Source organism: Aureispira sp. CCB-QB1 (genome assembly GCF_000724545.1).
GTDB lineage: Bacteria > Bacteroidota > Bacteroidia > Chitinophagales > Saprospiraceae > Aureispira.
Genome location: NZ_JHBV01000029.1, coordinates 91,265 through 107,326, shown reverse-complemented (window position 1 = coordinate 107,326; position 16,062 = coordinate 91,265). Strand labels below are relative to the sequence as shown.

At 35.1% G+C, this 16,062-nt stretch carries 13 protein-coding genes; 4 read left to right on the top strand and 9 right to left on the bottom strand.

Annotation, left to right across the window (positions count from 1 at the left end):
- Nucleotides 1–7: 7 nt before the first annotated feature.
- The 4 genes from CG11_RS14125 to CG11_RS14110 all read right to left on the bottom strand — a co-directional run bounded on the left by CG11_RS14125 (nt 8) and on the right by CG11_RS14110 (nt 6,429).
- Complete coding sequence (locus CG11_RS14125; RefSeq protein WP_156039776.1) at nt 8–2,032, bottom strand: hypothetical protein; 2,025 nt, start codon at nt 2,030–2,032, stop codon at nt 8–10.
- A gap of 151 nt (nt 2,033–2,183) precedes the next feature.
- Nucleotides 2,184–3,524 (bottom strand): hypothetical protein, encoded by a 1,341-nt coding sequence (locus CG11_RS14120; protein ID WP_052597275.1) that lies wholly within the window; start codon nt 3,522–3,524, stop codon nt 2,184–2,186.
- Nucleotides 3,525–3,740: 216 nt separating this feature from the next.
- Nucleotides 3,741–4,493, bottom strand: coding sequence for a LytTR family DNA-binding domain-containing protein (locus CG11_RS14115; protein ID WP_052597273.1), 753 nt, complete (start codon nt 4,491–4,493; stop codon nt 3,741–3,743).
- Between the two features lie 22 nt (nt 4,494–4,515).
- Complete coding sequence (locus CG11_RS14110; protein ID WP_052597271.1) at nt 4,516–6,429, bottom strand: histidine kinase; 1,914 nt, start codon at nt 6,427–6,429, stop codon at nt 4,516–4,518.
- Nucleotides 6,430–6,618: 189 nt separating this feature from the next.
- On the opposite strand from CG11_RS14110, the gene CG11_RS14105 reads away from it, so the two are divergent.
- On the top strand, nt 6,619–8,880 hold the full coding sequence (locus CG11_RS14105; protein WP_052597270.1) for an ATP-dependent RecD-like DNA helicase: 2,262 nt from the start codon (nt 6,619–6,621) through the stop codon (nt 8,878–8,880).
- Complete coding sequence (locus tag CG11_RS14100) at nt 8,870–9,430, top strand: hypothetical protein (RefSeq protein ID WP_052597267.1); 561 nt, start codon at nt 8,870–8,872, stop codon at nt 9,428–9,430. Before CG11_RS14105 ends, CG11_RS14100 begins: the two co-directional genes overlap by 11 nt.
- Before the next feature lie 16 nt (nt 9,431–9,446).
- On the opposite strand, the gene CG11_RS14095 is transcribed toward CG11_RS14100, so the two are convergent.
- The 4 genes from CG11_RS14095 to CG11_RS14080 all read right to left on the bottom strand — a co-directional run bounded on the left by CG11_RS14095 (nt 9,447) and on the right by CG11_RS14080 (nt 12,848).
- Nucleotides 9,447–10,325, bottom strand: coding sequence for an MBL fold metallo-hydrolase (locus CG11_RS14095; RefSeq protein ID WP_052597265.1), 879 nt, complete (start codon nt 10,323–10,325; stop codon nt 9,447–9,449).
- Nucleotides 10,326–10,525: 200 nt separating this feature from the next.
- Complete coding sequence (locus CG11_RS14090; RefSeq protein WP_052597262.1) at nt 10,526–10,933, bottom strand: hypothetical protein; 408 nt, start codon at nt 10,931–10,933, stop codon at nt 10,526–10,528.
- 525 nt (nt 10,934–11,458) lie between these two features.
- The gene (locus tag CG11_RS14085; RefSeq protein ID WP_052597260.1) at nt 11,459–11,875 is read right to left on the bottom strand and encodes a hypothetical protein; all 417 of its coding nucleotides are present in this window, start codon (nt 11,873–11,875) and stop codon (nt 11,459–11,461) included.
- 154 nt (nt 11,876–12,029) lie between these two features.
- Nucleotides 12,030–12,848, bottom strand: coding sequence for a universal stress protein (locus tag CG11_RS14080; RefSeq protein WP_052597258.1), 819 nt, complete (start codon nt 12,846–12,848; stop codon nt 12,030–12,032).
- Nucleotides 12,849–13,090: 242 nt separating this feature from the next.
- On the opposite strand from CG11_RS14080, the gene CG11_RS14075 reads away from it, so the two are divergent.
- Nucleotides 13,091–13,921 carry a universal stress protein gene (locus CG11_RS14075; protein WP_052597256.1) on the top strand — a complete coding sequence of 277 codons (831 nt, stop codon included), beginning with the start codon at nt 13,091–13,093 and terminating at the stop codon, nt 13,919–13,921.
- 130 nt (nt 13,922–14,051) lie between these two features.
- Here the strand turns inward: CG11_RS14075 and CG11_RS14070 are convergent, their stop codons facing one another.
- Entirely contained in the window at nt 14,052–14,840 is a 789-nt protein-coding gene (locus CG11_RS14070; protein WP_052597253.1) for an SDR family oxidoreductase, read from the bottom strand.
- A gap of 465 nt (nt 14,841–15,305) precedes the next feature.
- Here CG11_RS14070 and CG11_RS14065 point away from each other — a divergent pair, with 465 nt between their 5' ends.
- Nucleotides 15,306–15,803: a hypothetical protein gene (locus tag CG11_RS14065; protein WP_052597251.1), complete on the top strand. Its 498-nt coding sequence runs from the start codon at nt 15,306–15,308 to the stop codon at nt 15,801–15,803.
- Nucleotides 15,804–16,062: the final 259 nt, after the last annotated feature.

Genomic DNA, 16,062 nt, shown 5'->3' with positions numbered 1-16,062 from the left:
CTTATGTCTAAATAGTGGGAGGGGCTACGCCAATAAAAATTACAATTCCATCGCCTCCAGGATTTTCTTTTATGTCTACAGTCGCAGCAGGCTTCCAATTATTAGCAGCCCATAGATTTCCGCAACGATCAATAGAAGAAGCTGTTAAGCGCATAAGAGGGCTGTAACAAGGTAAGGGCAAGGGCTGACTAGGATCACCAGAAATGTTGCCATATAACGGAAATCCGTTTTTCAATAAGACTTCATGACCTCCAGATGGCAAAGTCATAAAATGATTGCTGGCACCATTGGGTGTTTCTTGAATGATTGTAACTCCAGTAGGTCCAAGGACTTCTTTGCCATTTGTTGCGTAGGTTTCTTTGCCAAAATTGCTAACCCAGATTGTATCGTTTCGATCAATTAAAATTCCCCAAGGCAAATGTATGTTTTGTTTGAATTCTTTGAGGTAGTTCAAATCTTTGTCAAACTTAATAATTCGACTCGATTTTATAGCTGCCAAATAAATTTCTCCCTTGGAATTGACAGCAGCTTGGCGAAAAATTTCATAGCCATTGGTTTCTGGATTATCAGCAGCAGTCCATTGCGCTAAAGGCTGAATGACGCCATCTTTTAGTTGTAGTTTATAAATAGAAGATATTTGACATTTACTGGGATCATCTTTAGAGTAAGCCCCCGCATTGCTAACAATGGCATTATCATCTTTGTCAAAAGTAACAGAAAATGTTAAGTTATATGGGCTCGCCATCTCGTCAAAGTCATAAGAAACAACTTTGTTTGGGTCACCGCCTAAATAAACAACAATGGAACTATTGTGCGATTTAAAGTTATAATAGGTAGCATCAGAAGGAGCTAAAGGATCTTGAGTGCCCCAAGAACACATCCACAGATTTCCCTTGCTATCAAAATTTAAACCTTGGATTCTATGCAAGGAATTGGTATACCCTTGAGGAGGGCTGATGGCTTTCCCTTCACAATTAAAGACCGAAATACTCCCTTCTTGTGGGTTGCACTGTGTTGGTCCCCATCCATAGTTACCAAAATAAATTGTTTCCTTGTTTAAATCTGTAGCAACTCCAAAGCCAGAACCTAGTAGCCCTCCACCAAATAGTGGCGAAAAAGAAGCGGGAGAACCATCGGGTTCTAAAACAGTGCAAAAAGCACTTGAGTTGGGGGTGCCTTGGGTTACATTGTTGGTAATCCAAGCTCTGTCATTTTTATCAAAAACAACAAAAGCAGGTCCGCCAATTAGGAAATTTTTAGCTCCTGAATCGTGTACTTTTATAGTTAATGTCCATTGAGAAACTGCTTTTGTTTGTTTGCCAATTGGTTGGATTTGTGGTAATGAGGGGGTATAAACTTGTTCTTCTCCACAGACTAGGTCATAAATAAAATCAACATTATTAAATGGATGATGGACTAAAAAAGAAAGTCCACCTAGGAAAGAGGTAGCCTGCAAATCAGGAGTGCTTGTTGCGCTCAAAAAAGCTTGATAAATTGAAGCATCTGTCAAGCAATAATACAATAAATTTGACAAGGAGTTCCACATAGAATAGCTGTTGGTTTCCAGATGATTAGGAGAAGTAGAGATGACAGGAGATAAATTTCCTGCATCGTCCATAAAGTTGAGACGCATCAAATGCGCTACTTCAATACTTCTAGAAAGTCCTGTAATAGCTATTGTTTGCTCTTGTGATACTTGCATAAATTGAGCATAACAAAAAGCATTTGCAATCGTTAATGGTTCATTGAGCATAACTTCGGTACTAGCTCCATTAAAAACAGAAAGCAACTGAATGGGGTGTTGTTCTGAATAATTGCCTTCATTAGTTTGAGTAATGGTTAGAATAAGGCAGTAGTAAACATCCGAGTTGCTATTCAAGGTAACAGTAAAAGTAGGCGTGTTTACTGAAATCTTTTCAGTATTGGGTGTACTCTGTTCTTGTATGGCATAAATTTCGAAATAGCCTTCTTTGAATGTTAAGGAAGAACCTAAATTGATTTGAAAATGGACAACTTGCATTGGGTTATTCATACGATAATAGAATTAAATAATGTAGAATGATTTCTTATTTAATATAATGCAATGCAATAAAATTGGCGCTTTTTGAATCGTTTAGATTCAAAGCTGTCCGATTTCATCTATAGAATGTCCATAATCGTATACTAAGTTCTAGTAAACAGACTTAAGAAGGCATCTTTTTTTCTGTTTTAGTAGCAGTATTGGTTTGTTTTTCAAAACGTTTTAAGAAAGATTTTAATCGAAAATTTTCTTGTTTTTTGCCCAATTGTTGAGCTGCTTTTCTAGCCTGATTCAGAATAATAGCTTGCTCTTGTTGAGAAAATCGACTATCGTAAGGAAAAAAGATTTCAGCTTCTATGTTTTTTAGTTCTAACAAGAGAATTTCTTTCTGGAAAATGGCTTTTATAATTTCTTCAAATGCTTTTGTATTCTTATCGTCTCGATACAAGATGAGAAACTCTATGGCTGCGTCTACAGCAGCGGTAGGATCGGGCAACTCTTTGCGAAAGGCAGGATTTGTCAAAATTTTCTTGGAATTTTTTTCAATACTTCTTGCTTCATTGGGACGGAGTGTTCGATGATGTTCTAGATTATACACTGCTTCGGTATAAGGGTACAAAGGGTATTGTGGCAAGACCATTCGTTCAATAGCTCTTTTATCCATTAGATCAGCCAAACCGTGTACAAACAAATTAACAGCACCCGTAGCATTTTTTAAGGTTTGGGGAGGCATGGGATGTTTTGATCTGCTTGCTTCTCCTACAAAACGATAGACTTTTTTCATGGCTCTAGTCCGCCAAGCTTTGTCATGGGTACAAAGATAAGAAATACGTCCTTCTTTGGTGAAATAATAATCAGCGAGCGGGTTGCCTACTAATTCTAATAATTTCTTGTCGAGGGGACAAATACCTTCTTGGGCATCTAGAGTTTCCTTAATGCTTGGGTTATTGGCAAATTGCGCCTCCGTTTCCATTTTTGCAACATAGTCCGTTAAAAGATCTTCGGGGCTTTTTAGTGTTTTTTGTTGAAATGCGGTACTATTTTTTTTCAATTCTACCTTTTTAAAAGTAGTAGAAAAGGGCGCTCCTAGTGGCAAGATATGATAAACATCAACAGGTTCTCCTAAGTGTTTGACAAGCAAATGTTGTTGGTCTTCACTTATTTCTAAGCTTAGATCATTTTGATATTGTTGAACACTATCCGTTTTGGCTGCATCGTGCTCAAAAATAGCTTTTCGGTAAGGGCGGTCATTTAGTTTTAAGTTGTAGCGCATCGCATAAGAAGCCTTGCCTCCATGTTTTTTAAACTTAAATGTAAAACTCATTTTTTTCTTTTCTAGATGCTCAATTTGAATGGTGGCAACATTATCAGCATCCAATCGAATGTCTTTGGTCAGTTTTTCTAAGACAAAAGTTTTGGGTGGACTACAGCTGCATCCTCGACAACCTACAAGTGCTGTGATAAGAAAAATATAGAGATAAATGTGGTTCGATTTTATAGACATGATTGATTTTGTTTTGGTTCGATTGTTCTAATTAGAGAGCATCAATAAGAAAGATAGAGAAAAAAAAAGATTGTAGGGACTTTTGTCCCTCAAAATCAAGATACTTAAAAAAGAAAGTCATCCTTAAAGAGATGACCTTAATTTGTACTCAGTACTTTGTAATAGTAGTTCGTTGTTATTTTTACAGCCTGCTGTTTTTGAGGCTTACTACTACAATCAATTGCCAATATTATCGAAATAGCCGAGGACTTTAGCTTTTAATCTATGAGAAACTGGAACTTGGTAATTCAGTGTCGTTATTAGAGCATTTTTGTCTTTTTTGTCGTATCGTTGAACATGATTTAGGTTGACCAAAAAAGACTGATGTACTCGCATGAAGTTTTTCTTAGGCAATATTTCTTCGTATTCTCTTATAATTTTAGAGACAATAATTTTTTGTTTGTCTGTCGTATAAAAAGTAGTATATCCTTTGTCCGATTCACAATAAATAATATCATCCACATTGAGAATATAGAGGCTATCAGCGGTGCTAATGGTTAGCTTTTGTATGCTCTCTTTTTCGTCTTGAAGATTAGAAAGAAGGGTGTCGATATATTGATAGCGTTGTTGTTCGGATCGTTTTTGTTCTACTTTTTGAACCGCTGCCATCAATTCACTGCCTTTGACGGGTTTTAACAAAAAATCGACTGCTGAGGCGCGTAATGCCTTGAGTAAATAATCGTTGTGTCCTGTTACAAATACAACATTTAGAGGCTCTTTTTCAAAGTATTGTAAGATTTCGAAACCATTGTTTGAACCTAAATTGATGTCTAAAAATAGAATATCAGGTCGCTCTTTTTCTATCTCAATGATAGCATCTAATACGCTGTTGGCTTCTCTACAAATTGTGATGTTGGTACAACATAATCGAATGATTTGCAAAAGCGTTTCTCTTGCTTGTTTTTCGTCGTCAACAATAAGTGCATTCATTATAAAGGGAATATGATTGGTATTAATATTTATAATTTAAAGGTAGCGAAAAAGAAACTAAAGTTCCTTTAGAAGGAAGGCTTTTCATATTAAAGAATATTTTTTTTCCACGTTTTTTGTTGAGAAATTGTAGGCGTTCTTTAGTAATTTTAAGGGCTAATGATTGGTGCTTTTTTTGATCGTTAGGTTTATTATTCGCTTCTAAACCAACGCCATTATCATAAACTTTAATGTGCAAAATGTCGTTAGATATGTTAATTTTGACCTCAATTTTACCTTTGTAATCTACATCTTGCAGACCGTGTTCCAAAGCATTTTCAATAAAAGGTTGTGTGAGCATTGGAGGAATAAGCATATTATCCAAGTCAATGTTTTCATCTAAATCAATGGAATAATCAAAGTTGTTGTCAAAACGTAATAGTTGCAACTTTAGATAATTATCAAGCCATTGAATTTCTTTTTCCAACGGGATGTATTCTTCCATAGAATTTTCTAAAATAGCACGAATTAGTTGAGCAAAAGAAGCTAAATAATCTCCTGCTTGAATGGGGTTGCTTTTGTAAACAAAGTTTTGAATAGCGACTAAAGAGTTAAAGATAAAATGAGGGCTCATTTGATTGCGCAACAGGCGATTTTTGAGTTGATTGGTCAAACGAGCTGCATTTATTTTGGATTGGCGAACTAAGAGAATGGAAATAATTATTATTAGTATAATCGCAAAAATAGACAGATAAAGTAGTTGACGGTTGCGATCTGCTCTAATTTTTTCGATAGCTTTTTCTTGAGCAAGCAATTTATTTTCTTGCTCAATTTTTTCTGTTTGATACTTGGTTTCTAAATTTAGTAATTCATTTTGCTTTTCTAATGTTAGAAATGAATCTAGAACACTTTCTCGTTTTTTTTGATAGTTGTAGGCGGCTTCAAAATCATTGAGCTGCACCATGTTCTTAATCAGGCGATTTAGGCTTTGTTCTTGAAAATAAAAGTCGTTTAAAATAGTTGCTGTGTCTAACACTGTTTGGGATATAGCGATGCTTTGGTTGTAATTTTCAATGGCATAATAGGTGTGAGCAATATAAAGTTGCAATTCGAGGGTGTTACTTTGAGAATTAATAAATGGTTGGAACTCTATTGCTTGTTGAATCGCTTCCAAAGCCAATGATTTCTTTTTTTGGAAGGCATAAAGATGTGCTATATGACCATAGGACAAAGCGACTTGTTCATAGTTATTTGCGTTTTTAAATGCAGGAATAGATTTAAGATAATAAGCTAAAGAAGAGTCGATTTGATGCGAGTTGAACATAATAGCTCCTATAGATTGATAGGCAAATCCTTGCATTGAAATATCATGGGTAGAGTGAGCGAGGGACAAAACTTTTCTCCCTGTTTCCAAGGCTTTGTTGTGTTCGCCAATCATTCGATAAATTTCCAAGAGATTTTGAAGTCCAGGCATTAGGGAAGCGGTATCACCCATTTGTTCGTTTAATTGTAGATTCTTATACAAATATTCAGCTCCTTTTTCAAATTGTTGTAATTGAATGAGAATGGCTCCTTTAGTGTTGTAGGCTATTGCTATTCCAACGCTATCTTTGGCTATTTCATAGAAATAAATAGAGCTATCTACGTAGGTTAAAGCTTGGGGGGATCTAGAAGTTTGGGCATAAATGGCAGCAAAAAGACCATAACAATCTCCCAATTGGCTATGATTGTCATCAGAGCAAAACTTTAAGGCCAAGTTTTCGTAGGCTTCTGCTTTTTCAAAATCTACATTTAAGTATTCTTTTGCAATCGAATGATATAGCTCTGATTTTTGGTCAGAAGAAAGGGTAGTATCGGCTAATTTTTCTAAACTGTCAATCCTGTGATTTTCTTGTGCTAGAAGGAGTTGAAAAGGGAATAAAAAGCAAAAAATGCGGAATAAAAAAGAAAGATACATTAGATAATTGTTTTATAAGGGGTAAATATACTTAAAGATAAGATACAAAAAATTGTTGTTTGGCAAATTAGCTAAATGAATTGTCAAAAATCTAATAAATGGATGGCTATCATAACGAAAAATATACATACTTTGTGTGTCTATCAAATAAGAATTGCTTGTTGATTCTTTTTGTTATAAATTGCAACTATGGAAAAGATTGAAGGAAGCTTAGAGCATATTATTTATAGAAACGAAGAAAATGGATATACTGTTGGCAAAATATTGGAAACAGGGCATGCCAACGTGACCACAGTAGTGGGGAGTATGATGGGAGTTCAGGTTGGTGAAACCTTGCTTTGTGAAGGTTATTGGAAGAATGATAAGAAGTTTGGTAAACAGTTTGTTGTAGAGGCTTTTGATGTTAAAATTCCATCTACTACTAGGGGCATTGAGTTGTATTTAGCTTCGGGATCTGTGGCAGGAATTGGTGCTGTATTTGCCAAGAAAATTGTCGATCATTTTGGAGAAATAACACTAGAAGTTTTTGATATTGCTCCGCATCGTTTGTTAGAAATAGAAGGAATTGGCAAGAAGAAATTAGAACGGATACAATCGGCATGGGCAAAACAGAAAGATGTTCGGCAGGTTATGATCTTTCTTCAAAATTATGGCGTTTCACCTGCTTATGCTCAACGTATTTTTAAGGTTTACGGTCAAAAAAGCATTGAAAAGGTCAAAGAAAATCCGTATCGTTTATCAACGGAAATTGATGGTATTGGTTTTAAGAAATCAGATGCCATTGCTCAAAAAATGGGTGTGGATGTCAATGATGCCGCAAGAATTGCTTCTGGAATAGAATTTACTCTGGAACAGGTTGCTCGAATGGGACACAGTTGCTATCCTTTAGAAGGGGTGGTAAAGGAGGCAGCGATGTTGCTAGGAGTTGCTTTTGACTTGGTAGAAGATGCCTTAAATAGGTTGGCAGCAAAAGGAAGGGTTATTCTCAAATTATTAACACACAAAGGAGGTAGCCCTAAGACTTTTGTTTGGTCAAAGGTCAATTATGACTATGAAAAAGAAATTGCGGCAGAAATACAGCGCTTAAAGGTCTTTGAGGATGTTTTTGAAGCAACCGATTTGGAACTTGCTATAGAAAAATCTAGCAAGAAAAATGGAATTACTTTGGCTGTACAACAAGAAGCGGCCGTCATTAAAAGTATAGAAGACAAGCTGCATATTATTACAGGAGGACCTGGTACTGGAAAAAGTACGATTACAAAAGTAGTCTTAGATATTTGTTTAGAAACCACCGAGTCTATTGTTCTTGCTGCTCCTACTGGACGAGCTGCTAAGCGACTTAGCGAAATTACGAAAAGGGAAGCTTCTACCATTCATAGCTTATTAACCTTTGATTTTGTTACTCGCTATTTTCGTAAGAATAAATACGATCAGTTGGATTGTGAGGTGCTTATTGTAGATGAGGCAAGTATGATTGATGCTTTTTTGATGAGTGCTTTGTTGAAAGCTGTTCCTGATAATTGTAAGGTGATTTTGGTAGGAGATGTTGACCAATTGCCTAGTGTGGGGGCAGGGAATGTGCTAAACGATTTGATTCAAAGCGAACGAGTGCCTGTTACAAGGTTGACAGAAATTTTTAGACAAGCCATTAATTCGCAGATTGTAATCAATGCACATAAAATCAACCAAGGAATTTTTCCTAATATTACGACAGAGAAAGATAGTGATTTCTTTTTTATTACTGAACGTCAACCTGAACGACTCATACAACACATTTTAGGGCTAATTGACAAACGTTTGCCCAAAGCATATGGTTTACACAAGCTAAAAGACATTCAGTTGTTATGTCCGATGAATAAGGGGAAAATAGGCAGTGTAGAATTTAATCGTATTTTACAACTCAACTTAAATCCTAAGAAGAAAAACGAAGACATGGGGGTTGGACATAAAAAGTTGGTGGAAGGGGATAAAGTGATACAGACTAGAAATAATTATGATAAGGGTGTGTATAATGGAGATATTGGTTACCTTAAGAAAGTGATTGATGTTGATAAAATAGTTGTAGTAGAATTTGATGGAAAAGAGGTAGAATACGAATTTTCAGAATTGTTGGAGCTCGACTTGGCTTATGCTGTTTCTGTCCATAAGTATCAAGGAAGTGAAAGTCCTTGTATCATCTTGCCCATTCATGAGTCGTATAATCGGTTGCTTTTTAGAAATTTATTGTACACAGGGATAACAAGGGGCAAACAATTGGTTATTTTGGTGGGAACAAAGGAAGCTGTTAGTGCTGCGATTCGAAATAATAAGGCACACAAACGTTATACAGGCTTAGTGGCAATGCTGCAACAAGAAGAGAAAGGTTTGCCTATTATACAGATTGTACCCATGTTAGGGGCGGAAGGGTATGCCGATTGGGTAACAAAACATTTTAGTGAAAATGAAGCATAATGTAGATGAAAAGCGTACGGAATTAGTACCTTACCTCATTTTGGATGAATCGGCAGATGTAGAGGCATTTCAAGAAGTTATGAAGAAAGAGGGGATAGCAATGGTTTTAGAGTGGCGTTATTATTATGCTTACAAAGATGCGATTCGGATTATTGATTTTGTAGAAACAAAAGGAATTTATGATGGTTGGGCGGTTTTTTTGCCAGAAGCGTGCAAAGAAAAAGCAGACCAATTGGTTCAAAGATACAGCACTATTTTGACCTATTTTGAAGCTGCTGAAGAGCGTTTTTTCAGAGGTTTGCCAGTTACAGTATTGCAAAAAGCATTGGCTTCAGCGCAAATGAATGGAAAGAGCTTAGAACTGGCTTTGAAAGTATTGGCAGAGCAAAATATTGTCTATTCACTATCAGAAGTACAGCAGTTGAAGGAGACCTTAGTAGCTCGAAACCTTCAAAAAGCTTCCCAAGTATTGCCGGCTAAAATTCTCATTTGGTGTTTGTTAATAATAATAGTAGTAACGTATTTGTATTTGGTTGGAATGTTTGGATAGCATCATTATGATGTTGTCAGACAATAGAATTGGTATTTAAAATATCTTTCACAACTTCGCCAGGAAAAACACAGAATATAGGTATGTTTAAAGCATATTTTTGAGCGAAGGACATTACCGCTTGTTGGATTTGTTGCTTGGAATAACGAGAAGAAAAATGCCCTAAAATTAATTGTTCTACTTTAGATGCTGCCACCATTTCTATGACTTCTTCTAAGGTGCTATGTTGGTTCTTTTTCTGCCCTTTGGGGGGATTGATAGAATTATCCAAAAATGTTGCTTCGTGAATGAGAATTTTAGAATGCTTCCAGCGATCGAAATCTTGGACAGGAGTATCACCTGAATAACTTAAAATAGACTGTTTTTTTTCTTCTGTAATAAAATCATTGCCCTTTTGCAGTCGAAGGGTTTGCAATTCTTTAGGAGATAATGTTTTGAATTGTTCTTTTAGTTTTTGTTTGACTTCGATAACATCAAAGCTTAGACTTTTAATGCTATTTTTAGGAGCTTCAATGTGCTCATTTCTTATGCTATGCACCAAAATTCCTTTTTTTATGGGAACGTCTTGTGTATCATTTAGAGGATGCCAAATATTGTGTTGGGTATGTGCATCAAATTTACTCATAAAGTTGTCCATAGCAGGAAAGGAGCCTGCATCTTTGGGATAGTAGACCCAAGGAAAACCGCCTTCACGGGCATTTAACTGACGGATTTGCAATAGACCTGTAATATGATCTCTGTCAGGATGACTGATGAAAATATGTTTAATTTTTCTAGATTTTTGTAGTAAATGAGCCGATACCCCATCTCCTGCATCAAAGAGTAAACCCAACTCTTCAATAAAATACCATGTTGCAAATAAAGCGGTCGAATATCCTGTAATTGTTAGTTTCATAAATTATGTAACTATCTAGTACCCTAATAAGTTCCAAGGTTCATTATATCATTGAACACAAGCATAGGATTATCCTACAACAAGAAAGTAAAAAAGCCATAAGCAACGATTGAACGAAAACTTATGGCTTGAATTATGGTATTTAGGATTGAATGCTTTTTTATTTTGAGTAAGTTCTCAACCCCTAATTAATGCTTTGTTTATAGTAGTGGATGTAAAGCCGTTGGAACAACATGGTATTTAATGCCATTAGGAATAAGGATTTCTACTTCCAAGAATTCGACCATTTTTTCGGCATTGTTTAGTACTGCTTTGTCTTGATTAGGAAGTTCAAAAATCATGACCCTTTCTTCTTCGTAAAACTGCATTTCAACTTGATGAAAGACTTTGTCTGTGTTGTTAGCTTCGGGAAGGTTTTTAAGGGTGTAAGTAATTTTGATGGTTGGTTCATCCCATGTATTTACTGTCGCATTAGCATTTAAAGCAAAAACGGCAAAATAACAATCTTCTTCAGGAATAAACGTTTGAACAAATGTGTTTTCTGTCTGCGCCCATCCTAGACCAAAGGTTAGTAGTACAATTACCCAAGTTAATAGTAGCTTTTTCATGATTGATCTGTTTTATAGTGAAGTAATTGTTTTTTGATTACAGAACAAATATAGCGGGATTCAATAGATCATAAAATGATGTTGCTTAGTTTAAAAAATGATGTTGCTTAGTATGAGCAAAAAGACAAAAAAAACATGCTTTGACAAGTTAATAGTCCGCTGTTTTTAGCGGACTACTAAACAAGTAAAACATGTTTTTATAGGAAGATAAACACTATATCGAGGATTCTAAAAATCATTAAGTCGCTTGTCTCAATAGTTAGCTGTATTATTATCATAGTAGTTCGTTGATTACCTACGGTGCTACTTCGTGGTAGCTCCCTGCGGTCGTGAGATCGCTATCGCTTAGTTGTTTACTTTTTCACCAAAAAAATAAAAAAGCACATTTATATTAGTTTGATAATCAAAGCTTTAATATGAAGTGAGACGAAGGTGTAACTTACTGATTATCAAACTAATAAAGGTTTTTAACGAACTATTGTATCAAATACATAGCTAATAAAACTTGGGATTGGACGAACTAAATTACATCAACATAAAATCCAAACCAATTTGATAATTCATTCCTTTCGGAACGAAAATTTTATAGTCTAATTGATCGTCAAGATCAACACCATTAATCATAATCGCATTCTCTTTTTTAGGCATATCAATGGTGATGGTTTGATTCATATCATCTATTGTCATTTCATAATCGTAACGCCCAGCTGCTACCAAAGCTTTTAAGACGTTTTCAGGAGTATTGGCAGTTGTAATTGTGGTGACAATTCGAATGGTTTTATTGTCCCATTCTTCAACGTCAACCTGTCCTTTTAAGGCAAAAATAGCTTCGTAAGTAGGGCACTCAACAGGCAGAGTTTTGACCAAGGTTTTTTGTGTTTGAGCAAAAGTGAGCGCTACAATACCCAAGAGGGTGATCCAAGTTAAAAAGAATTTTTTCATGATTGATATATTTTTTAGAATAACTAAATCTATTTGTATTTTGTATTATAAAAATACGGTTATTCTAAGTGTCTTACAATGACTTACATCATCACAAAGAATGATTTTAATCACTTTTTAACGCTTTAATTGCTTGATCTTATAGACGTAGATTCTACAACTGATCTTTTAAAATAATAAAAGGCAATTTACTCTTAGTAGCTACATTAGAAGAAGTACTTTTGTGGAATAACTGTTGCCACGTTGTGTAGTCGTGTTTGATCAAACACAACAAATCTATTTGATGTTCTTCTGCCATTGTTAAGAGCGCATCGGTGGGGTTTTCAGAATCCATTTTATACAAATTAATTTGATACCCTTTTCTAGCAATTTGAATGGCTGTCTCTTTATGTGTATTAGAATGAGCGGCTTCTTGTTCTACATGAAAAAGAACTAATTCTGTATTAAACCGATCGACTAATTCATAAATAGGAGCCAAGGTTTTGTTGGATGGAACAAACCGATCGTCAATGGCAATAGCAATTTTTTTAGGAGGCTGAACAATGGCTATTCGAGGAATCACCATAACAGGAATCTCACTTTTTTCAATTAGTTGCAACGTGTTATTCCCCAACAGCCAATTTTTGACTCCTGAATGACCATTTCTACCAATAACGATACATTCAGACTTGCTTTCTCTAGCCTCCTGCAAAATAGTTTCTACAACAGGTCCTTTTCTTAATACTCCTTTTAAACTCACATGTGCTGGCAGATTTTTAGATTGTTTGTAAATTGCCAAATCAAATAATTCGTGCCGAGATAATTTTTCGATGTATTCTTCTGATAAAATAGGCTTCAATTCTTCCTTAATGTGATAAACGTTTAGTAATTTTAGTTCCACAGGTGTTTTTTGACCCTTTGCAATCATACTAGCGTAATCAACCGCTTTGTTGGCAGTAGAAGAGAAGTCGGTAGCTGACAATATATTTTTCATAATAATAGGTTACAAATTCAATGATTAGTTGTTGATTTGCTACAAAAATAAACCATTTATATGGACTATATTATGATAGTGGTCATAAACAAAAATGATTAAAAACACATTTCTATTTTTGCAAAAAGCTTATTTTTGACTTCATAGCTACCTAGTAGGAAGTGTAGAGGTGGATTTAGAATAACTTGTTGTATTCATTTTGAAGAACGAAGGAAGAACTACTAAATTAAAAATTACCAATTATGAAACCAATAAAAAGAATACTTTACCCAACTGATTTTTCAGCAATGTCTGTTCTAGGTTACCAGTATTGCCTAAATCTTGCACGCCAATTAAAGGCTAGGGTAGATGTTCTACATGTGTATCGTATAGACTTAGGGGTTCCTGTAACAGACCCAATTGCTTATAAAATGATTGAAGAACGGAAAGAAAATGCCCATCTAAAATTGGGGCGATTCGCCCACCTTCAAAAAACAGGACAGCAGAAATTAACAGAGGGATTGGACATCCACGCTCATGCATCTGTAGGTTTGCCAGAAGATGAAATCGTCGCTTTTAGCAAAAAAAATGATATTGACTTAATTGTAATGCCAACACATGGTGAACACAATATTATAGAGAGTTTATTTGGAAGTGTGACAACAGAAGTTGCCGCTACCTCACATTGTCCTGTTTTGATTGTACCAGAACAAGTAACGTATCGCAAAATAACGGACATTGCTTACGCCACGGATTTGAGCTTAGAAAATATGAATCAAGTTTCTATGCCCTTGGCTTTAGCAGAATTGTTAAATTCAAATTTGCATTATGTACATGTTTATTCTGATAAAAAAGCAGAACCAGGGGAAGTTGACGAGTTGTTGACCGCAAATTCAGCCGATATCGAAGTGCTTTTTCACGAACTAAAAGGAAAAACAGTTCAGGAAGGGCTGAAGTTGTTTCTAAAAGAAAAGAGCATTGATTTATTGATGGCGTATAGTCCTCCTAAAAACTTTTTTGAGCGTTTATTTAGATTAAGTACAACCAGACATTTGTTAGAGCATATTACCTGTCCATTGATGGTCATGCGTTAAGTCGTATAGGCTGTTTTTTGATAGGCAATCATCTATATTGATAAAAAAAGACCACTAGCTTTGAAGCAAATTGCATCAGAAACTAGTGGTCTATATGAACGATTATATTAATAACCGTAAGTAATCTATCTTACAAGCATTTTGTTCTACCACCATCTACAGGAACATTAATTCCGTTGATGTAAGCAGCCGCAGGAGAAGCTAGAAACGCAATAGCATTTGCAACTTCGGAAGCCTCTGCGAAACGCCCCGCAGGAATGGTTGCTTTCATCGCATTGGCAACCACATCAACCGTACTATTTTGTTTTTGCGCCTTATTTTCGATAATGGATTGAAGGCGAACAGTATTGGTTGCACCAGGAAGAACATTGTTGACAGTAATCCCATGAATACCGAGTTCGTTGGCCATTGTTTTAGCCCAATTCGCCACAGCGCCACGAATAGTATTGGAGACTCCTAGTCCATTCAAAGGTTGTTTGACAGAAGTAGAAATGACATTGATGATTCGACCGTAGCCTGCCTTTTTCATCCCATCTTTTACCGCAGATACTAAGATATGATTGCAAATCAAATGCATTTCAAAAGCTGCTCTAAATTCCTGTATTGCTGCTTTCTCAATAGGTCCACCCGCAGGACCTCCTGTATTGTTGATTAGAATGTGCATGATTTTTCCGTCTGCCAAGTAAGCAGTCAAGGTGTCTGCTAATACCTCAGGTTTTGAAAAGTCTACACATAAATATTGATGTGTTTGCCCTTTAGAAGTGTCTAAATCTGCTAGTGTTTTCTTTAGACGTTCTTCATTACGGGCTACCAAAGTGATATTAGCACCCATTTGTGCTAATTCTAAAGCTGTTGCCTTTCCAATACCTTGTGTGCTGCCACAAACTAAAGCGTTTTTATGGACTAAATTTAAGTTCATTTTAGAATATTTTTATCAATTAGAAGGTCAATTAAAGAACAAATTGAAAAATTAAACGTTTACTAATTTAGTTCTTCGAACCGAAGCATAAATGTACTCAAAAGAAGTACGGCTTCAAAATCAGAATCAATCATAAATTCTAAAAAAAACAAAAAAAATAGCTATCAATTATTTGTAAATAATAATTTTTTTGTATTATCTTAATCTTACTTAACTGAATAACAGTTATTTTTAGATTCAATTCTATTTAATTCATTTCTCATCTTGATGTTTTCATAAATCCAACAACTGAAACATCATACTTAGCCTTCAACAATTTATTTTTCCAAAAAATTAAAAATTCTACTTTAATTTTCTTGCCCCACTACCACCATTGAGGAATCCCTCGTGTTTATGTATTGCCCAACCAATACATTTAATTATGATATTAAAAACATATTTATAATATTTTAAACCACTCAAATTATGAAGGATACAAATTCGCAAGCTGCTAATTTTCAGCAGCAATTAAAAGAGCAATTAATCAACTTGGGTATTAGTATTGATGAAAAACGTTCCTTTGAAGGAGAAAGCAAACGACTTAAATTTTATTCCTTAGAAGATCACAAAGAGTGGCAAGGTCAAGATCCTAAGGAACAACTCCAACGTATTTCGCAGACATTGCATACGCTCTTTTTGATTGATTGGCGTGGAAATACAACAGTCCATAAAAAAAATGAGGAAGGAACTTATGATGAAATTGAGTTTAGTAGAACAACAGAAAATTTTGATACCGAATATAATGATGAACGCGTCTTGTTGTATCAAATCGCTTGGAACATGAATAGTCAAGTTTTATATGCGGTTAATTTATTAGAAGCTGGAGAGAATTTGCGTGTTTATGGCTTGGAAAATGATGGAAGTGAGGTGGTTATGGAGTACTACTCTATCATGGACTTTTTAAATGCTTTAACTAAGAAATAGTCAAACATATTATATGTAAAAAAAATGGAGTCATTCTTTAATAAAATGACTCCATTTTTTTTGTTGTTAATTTGCATTAATTGTAGTATATTTATTGGTGCATTAGGCTCTATACCTTATAAATTCTCTCCTCTAGTAGAATAGAATGTTAAATAGGTTTTTAGTGGATCTGTCGTTTGCAAAACGACATGATTGCAAAATGTATTAAATACTAGAAACTTTACAGGAGACTCAACGTTGTAAACAAACTAAATAAAAA

Bases quoted from the DNA above. Each gene is read 5' to 3' on its own strand.
- CG11_RS14070 (WP_052597253.1), bottom strand. From the start codon at position 14,840: ATGAACTTAAATTTAGTCCATAAAAACGCTTTAGTTTGTGGCAGCACA.
- CG11_RS14065 (WP_052597251.1), top strand. From the start codon at position 15,306: ATGAAGGATACAAATTCGCAAGCTGCTAATTTTCAGCAGCAATTAAAA.
- CG11_RS14100 (WP_052597267.1), top strand. From the start codon at position 8,870: ATGAAGCATAATGTAGATGAAAAGCGTACGGAATTAGTACCTTACCTC.
- CG11_RS14115 (WP_052597273.1), bottom strand. From the start codon at position 4,493: ATGAATGCACTTATTGTTGACGACGAAAAACAAGCAAGAGAAACGCTT.
- CG11_RS14105 (WP_052597270.1), top strand. From the start codon at position 6,619: ATGGAAAAGATTGAAGGAAGCTTAGAGCATATTATTTATAGAAACGAA.
- CG11_RS14125 (WP_156039776.1), bottom strand. From the start codon at position 2,032: ATGAATAACCCAATGCAAGTTGTCCATTTTCAAATCAATTTAGGTTCT.
- CG11_RS14085 (WP_052597260.1), bottom strand. From the start codon at position 11,875: ATGAAAAAATTCTTTTTAACTTGGATCACCCTCTTGGGTATTGTAGCG.
- CG11_RS14080 (WP_052597258.1), bottom strand. From the start codon at position 12,848: ATGAAAAATATATTGTCAGCTACCGACTTCTCTTCTACTGCCAACAAA.
- CG11_RS14075 (WP_052597256.1), top strand. From the start codon at position 13,091: ATGAAACCAATAAAAAGAATACTTTACCCAACTGATTTTTCAGCAATG.
- CG11_RS14110 (WP_052597271.1), bottom strand. From the start codon at position 6,429: ATGTATCTTTCTTTTTTATTCCGCATTTTTTGCTTTTTATTCCCTTTT.
- CG11_RS14090 (WP_052597262.1), bottom strand. From the start codon at position 10,933: ATGAAAAAGCTACTATTAACTTGGGTAATTGTACTACTAACCTTTGGT.
- CG11_RS14095 (WP_052597265.1), bottom strand. From the start codon at position 10,325: ATGAAACTAACAATTACAGGATATTCGACCGCTTTATTTGCAACATGG.
- CG11_RS14120 (WP_052597275.1), bottom strand. From the start codon at position 3,524: ATGTCTATAAAATCGAACCACATTTATCTCTATATTTTTCTTATCACA.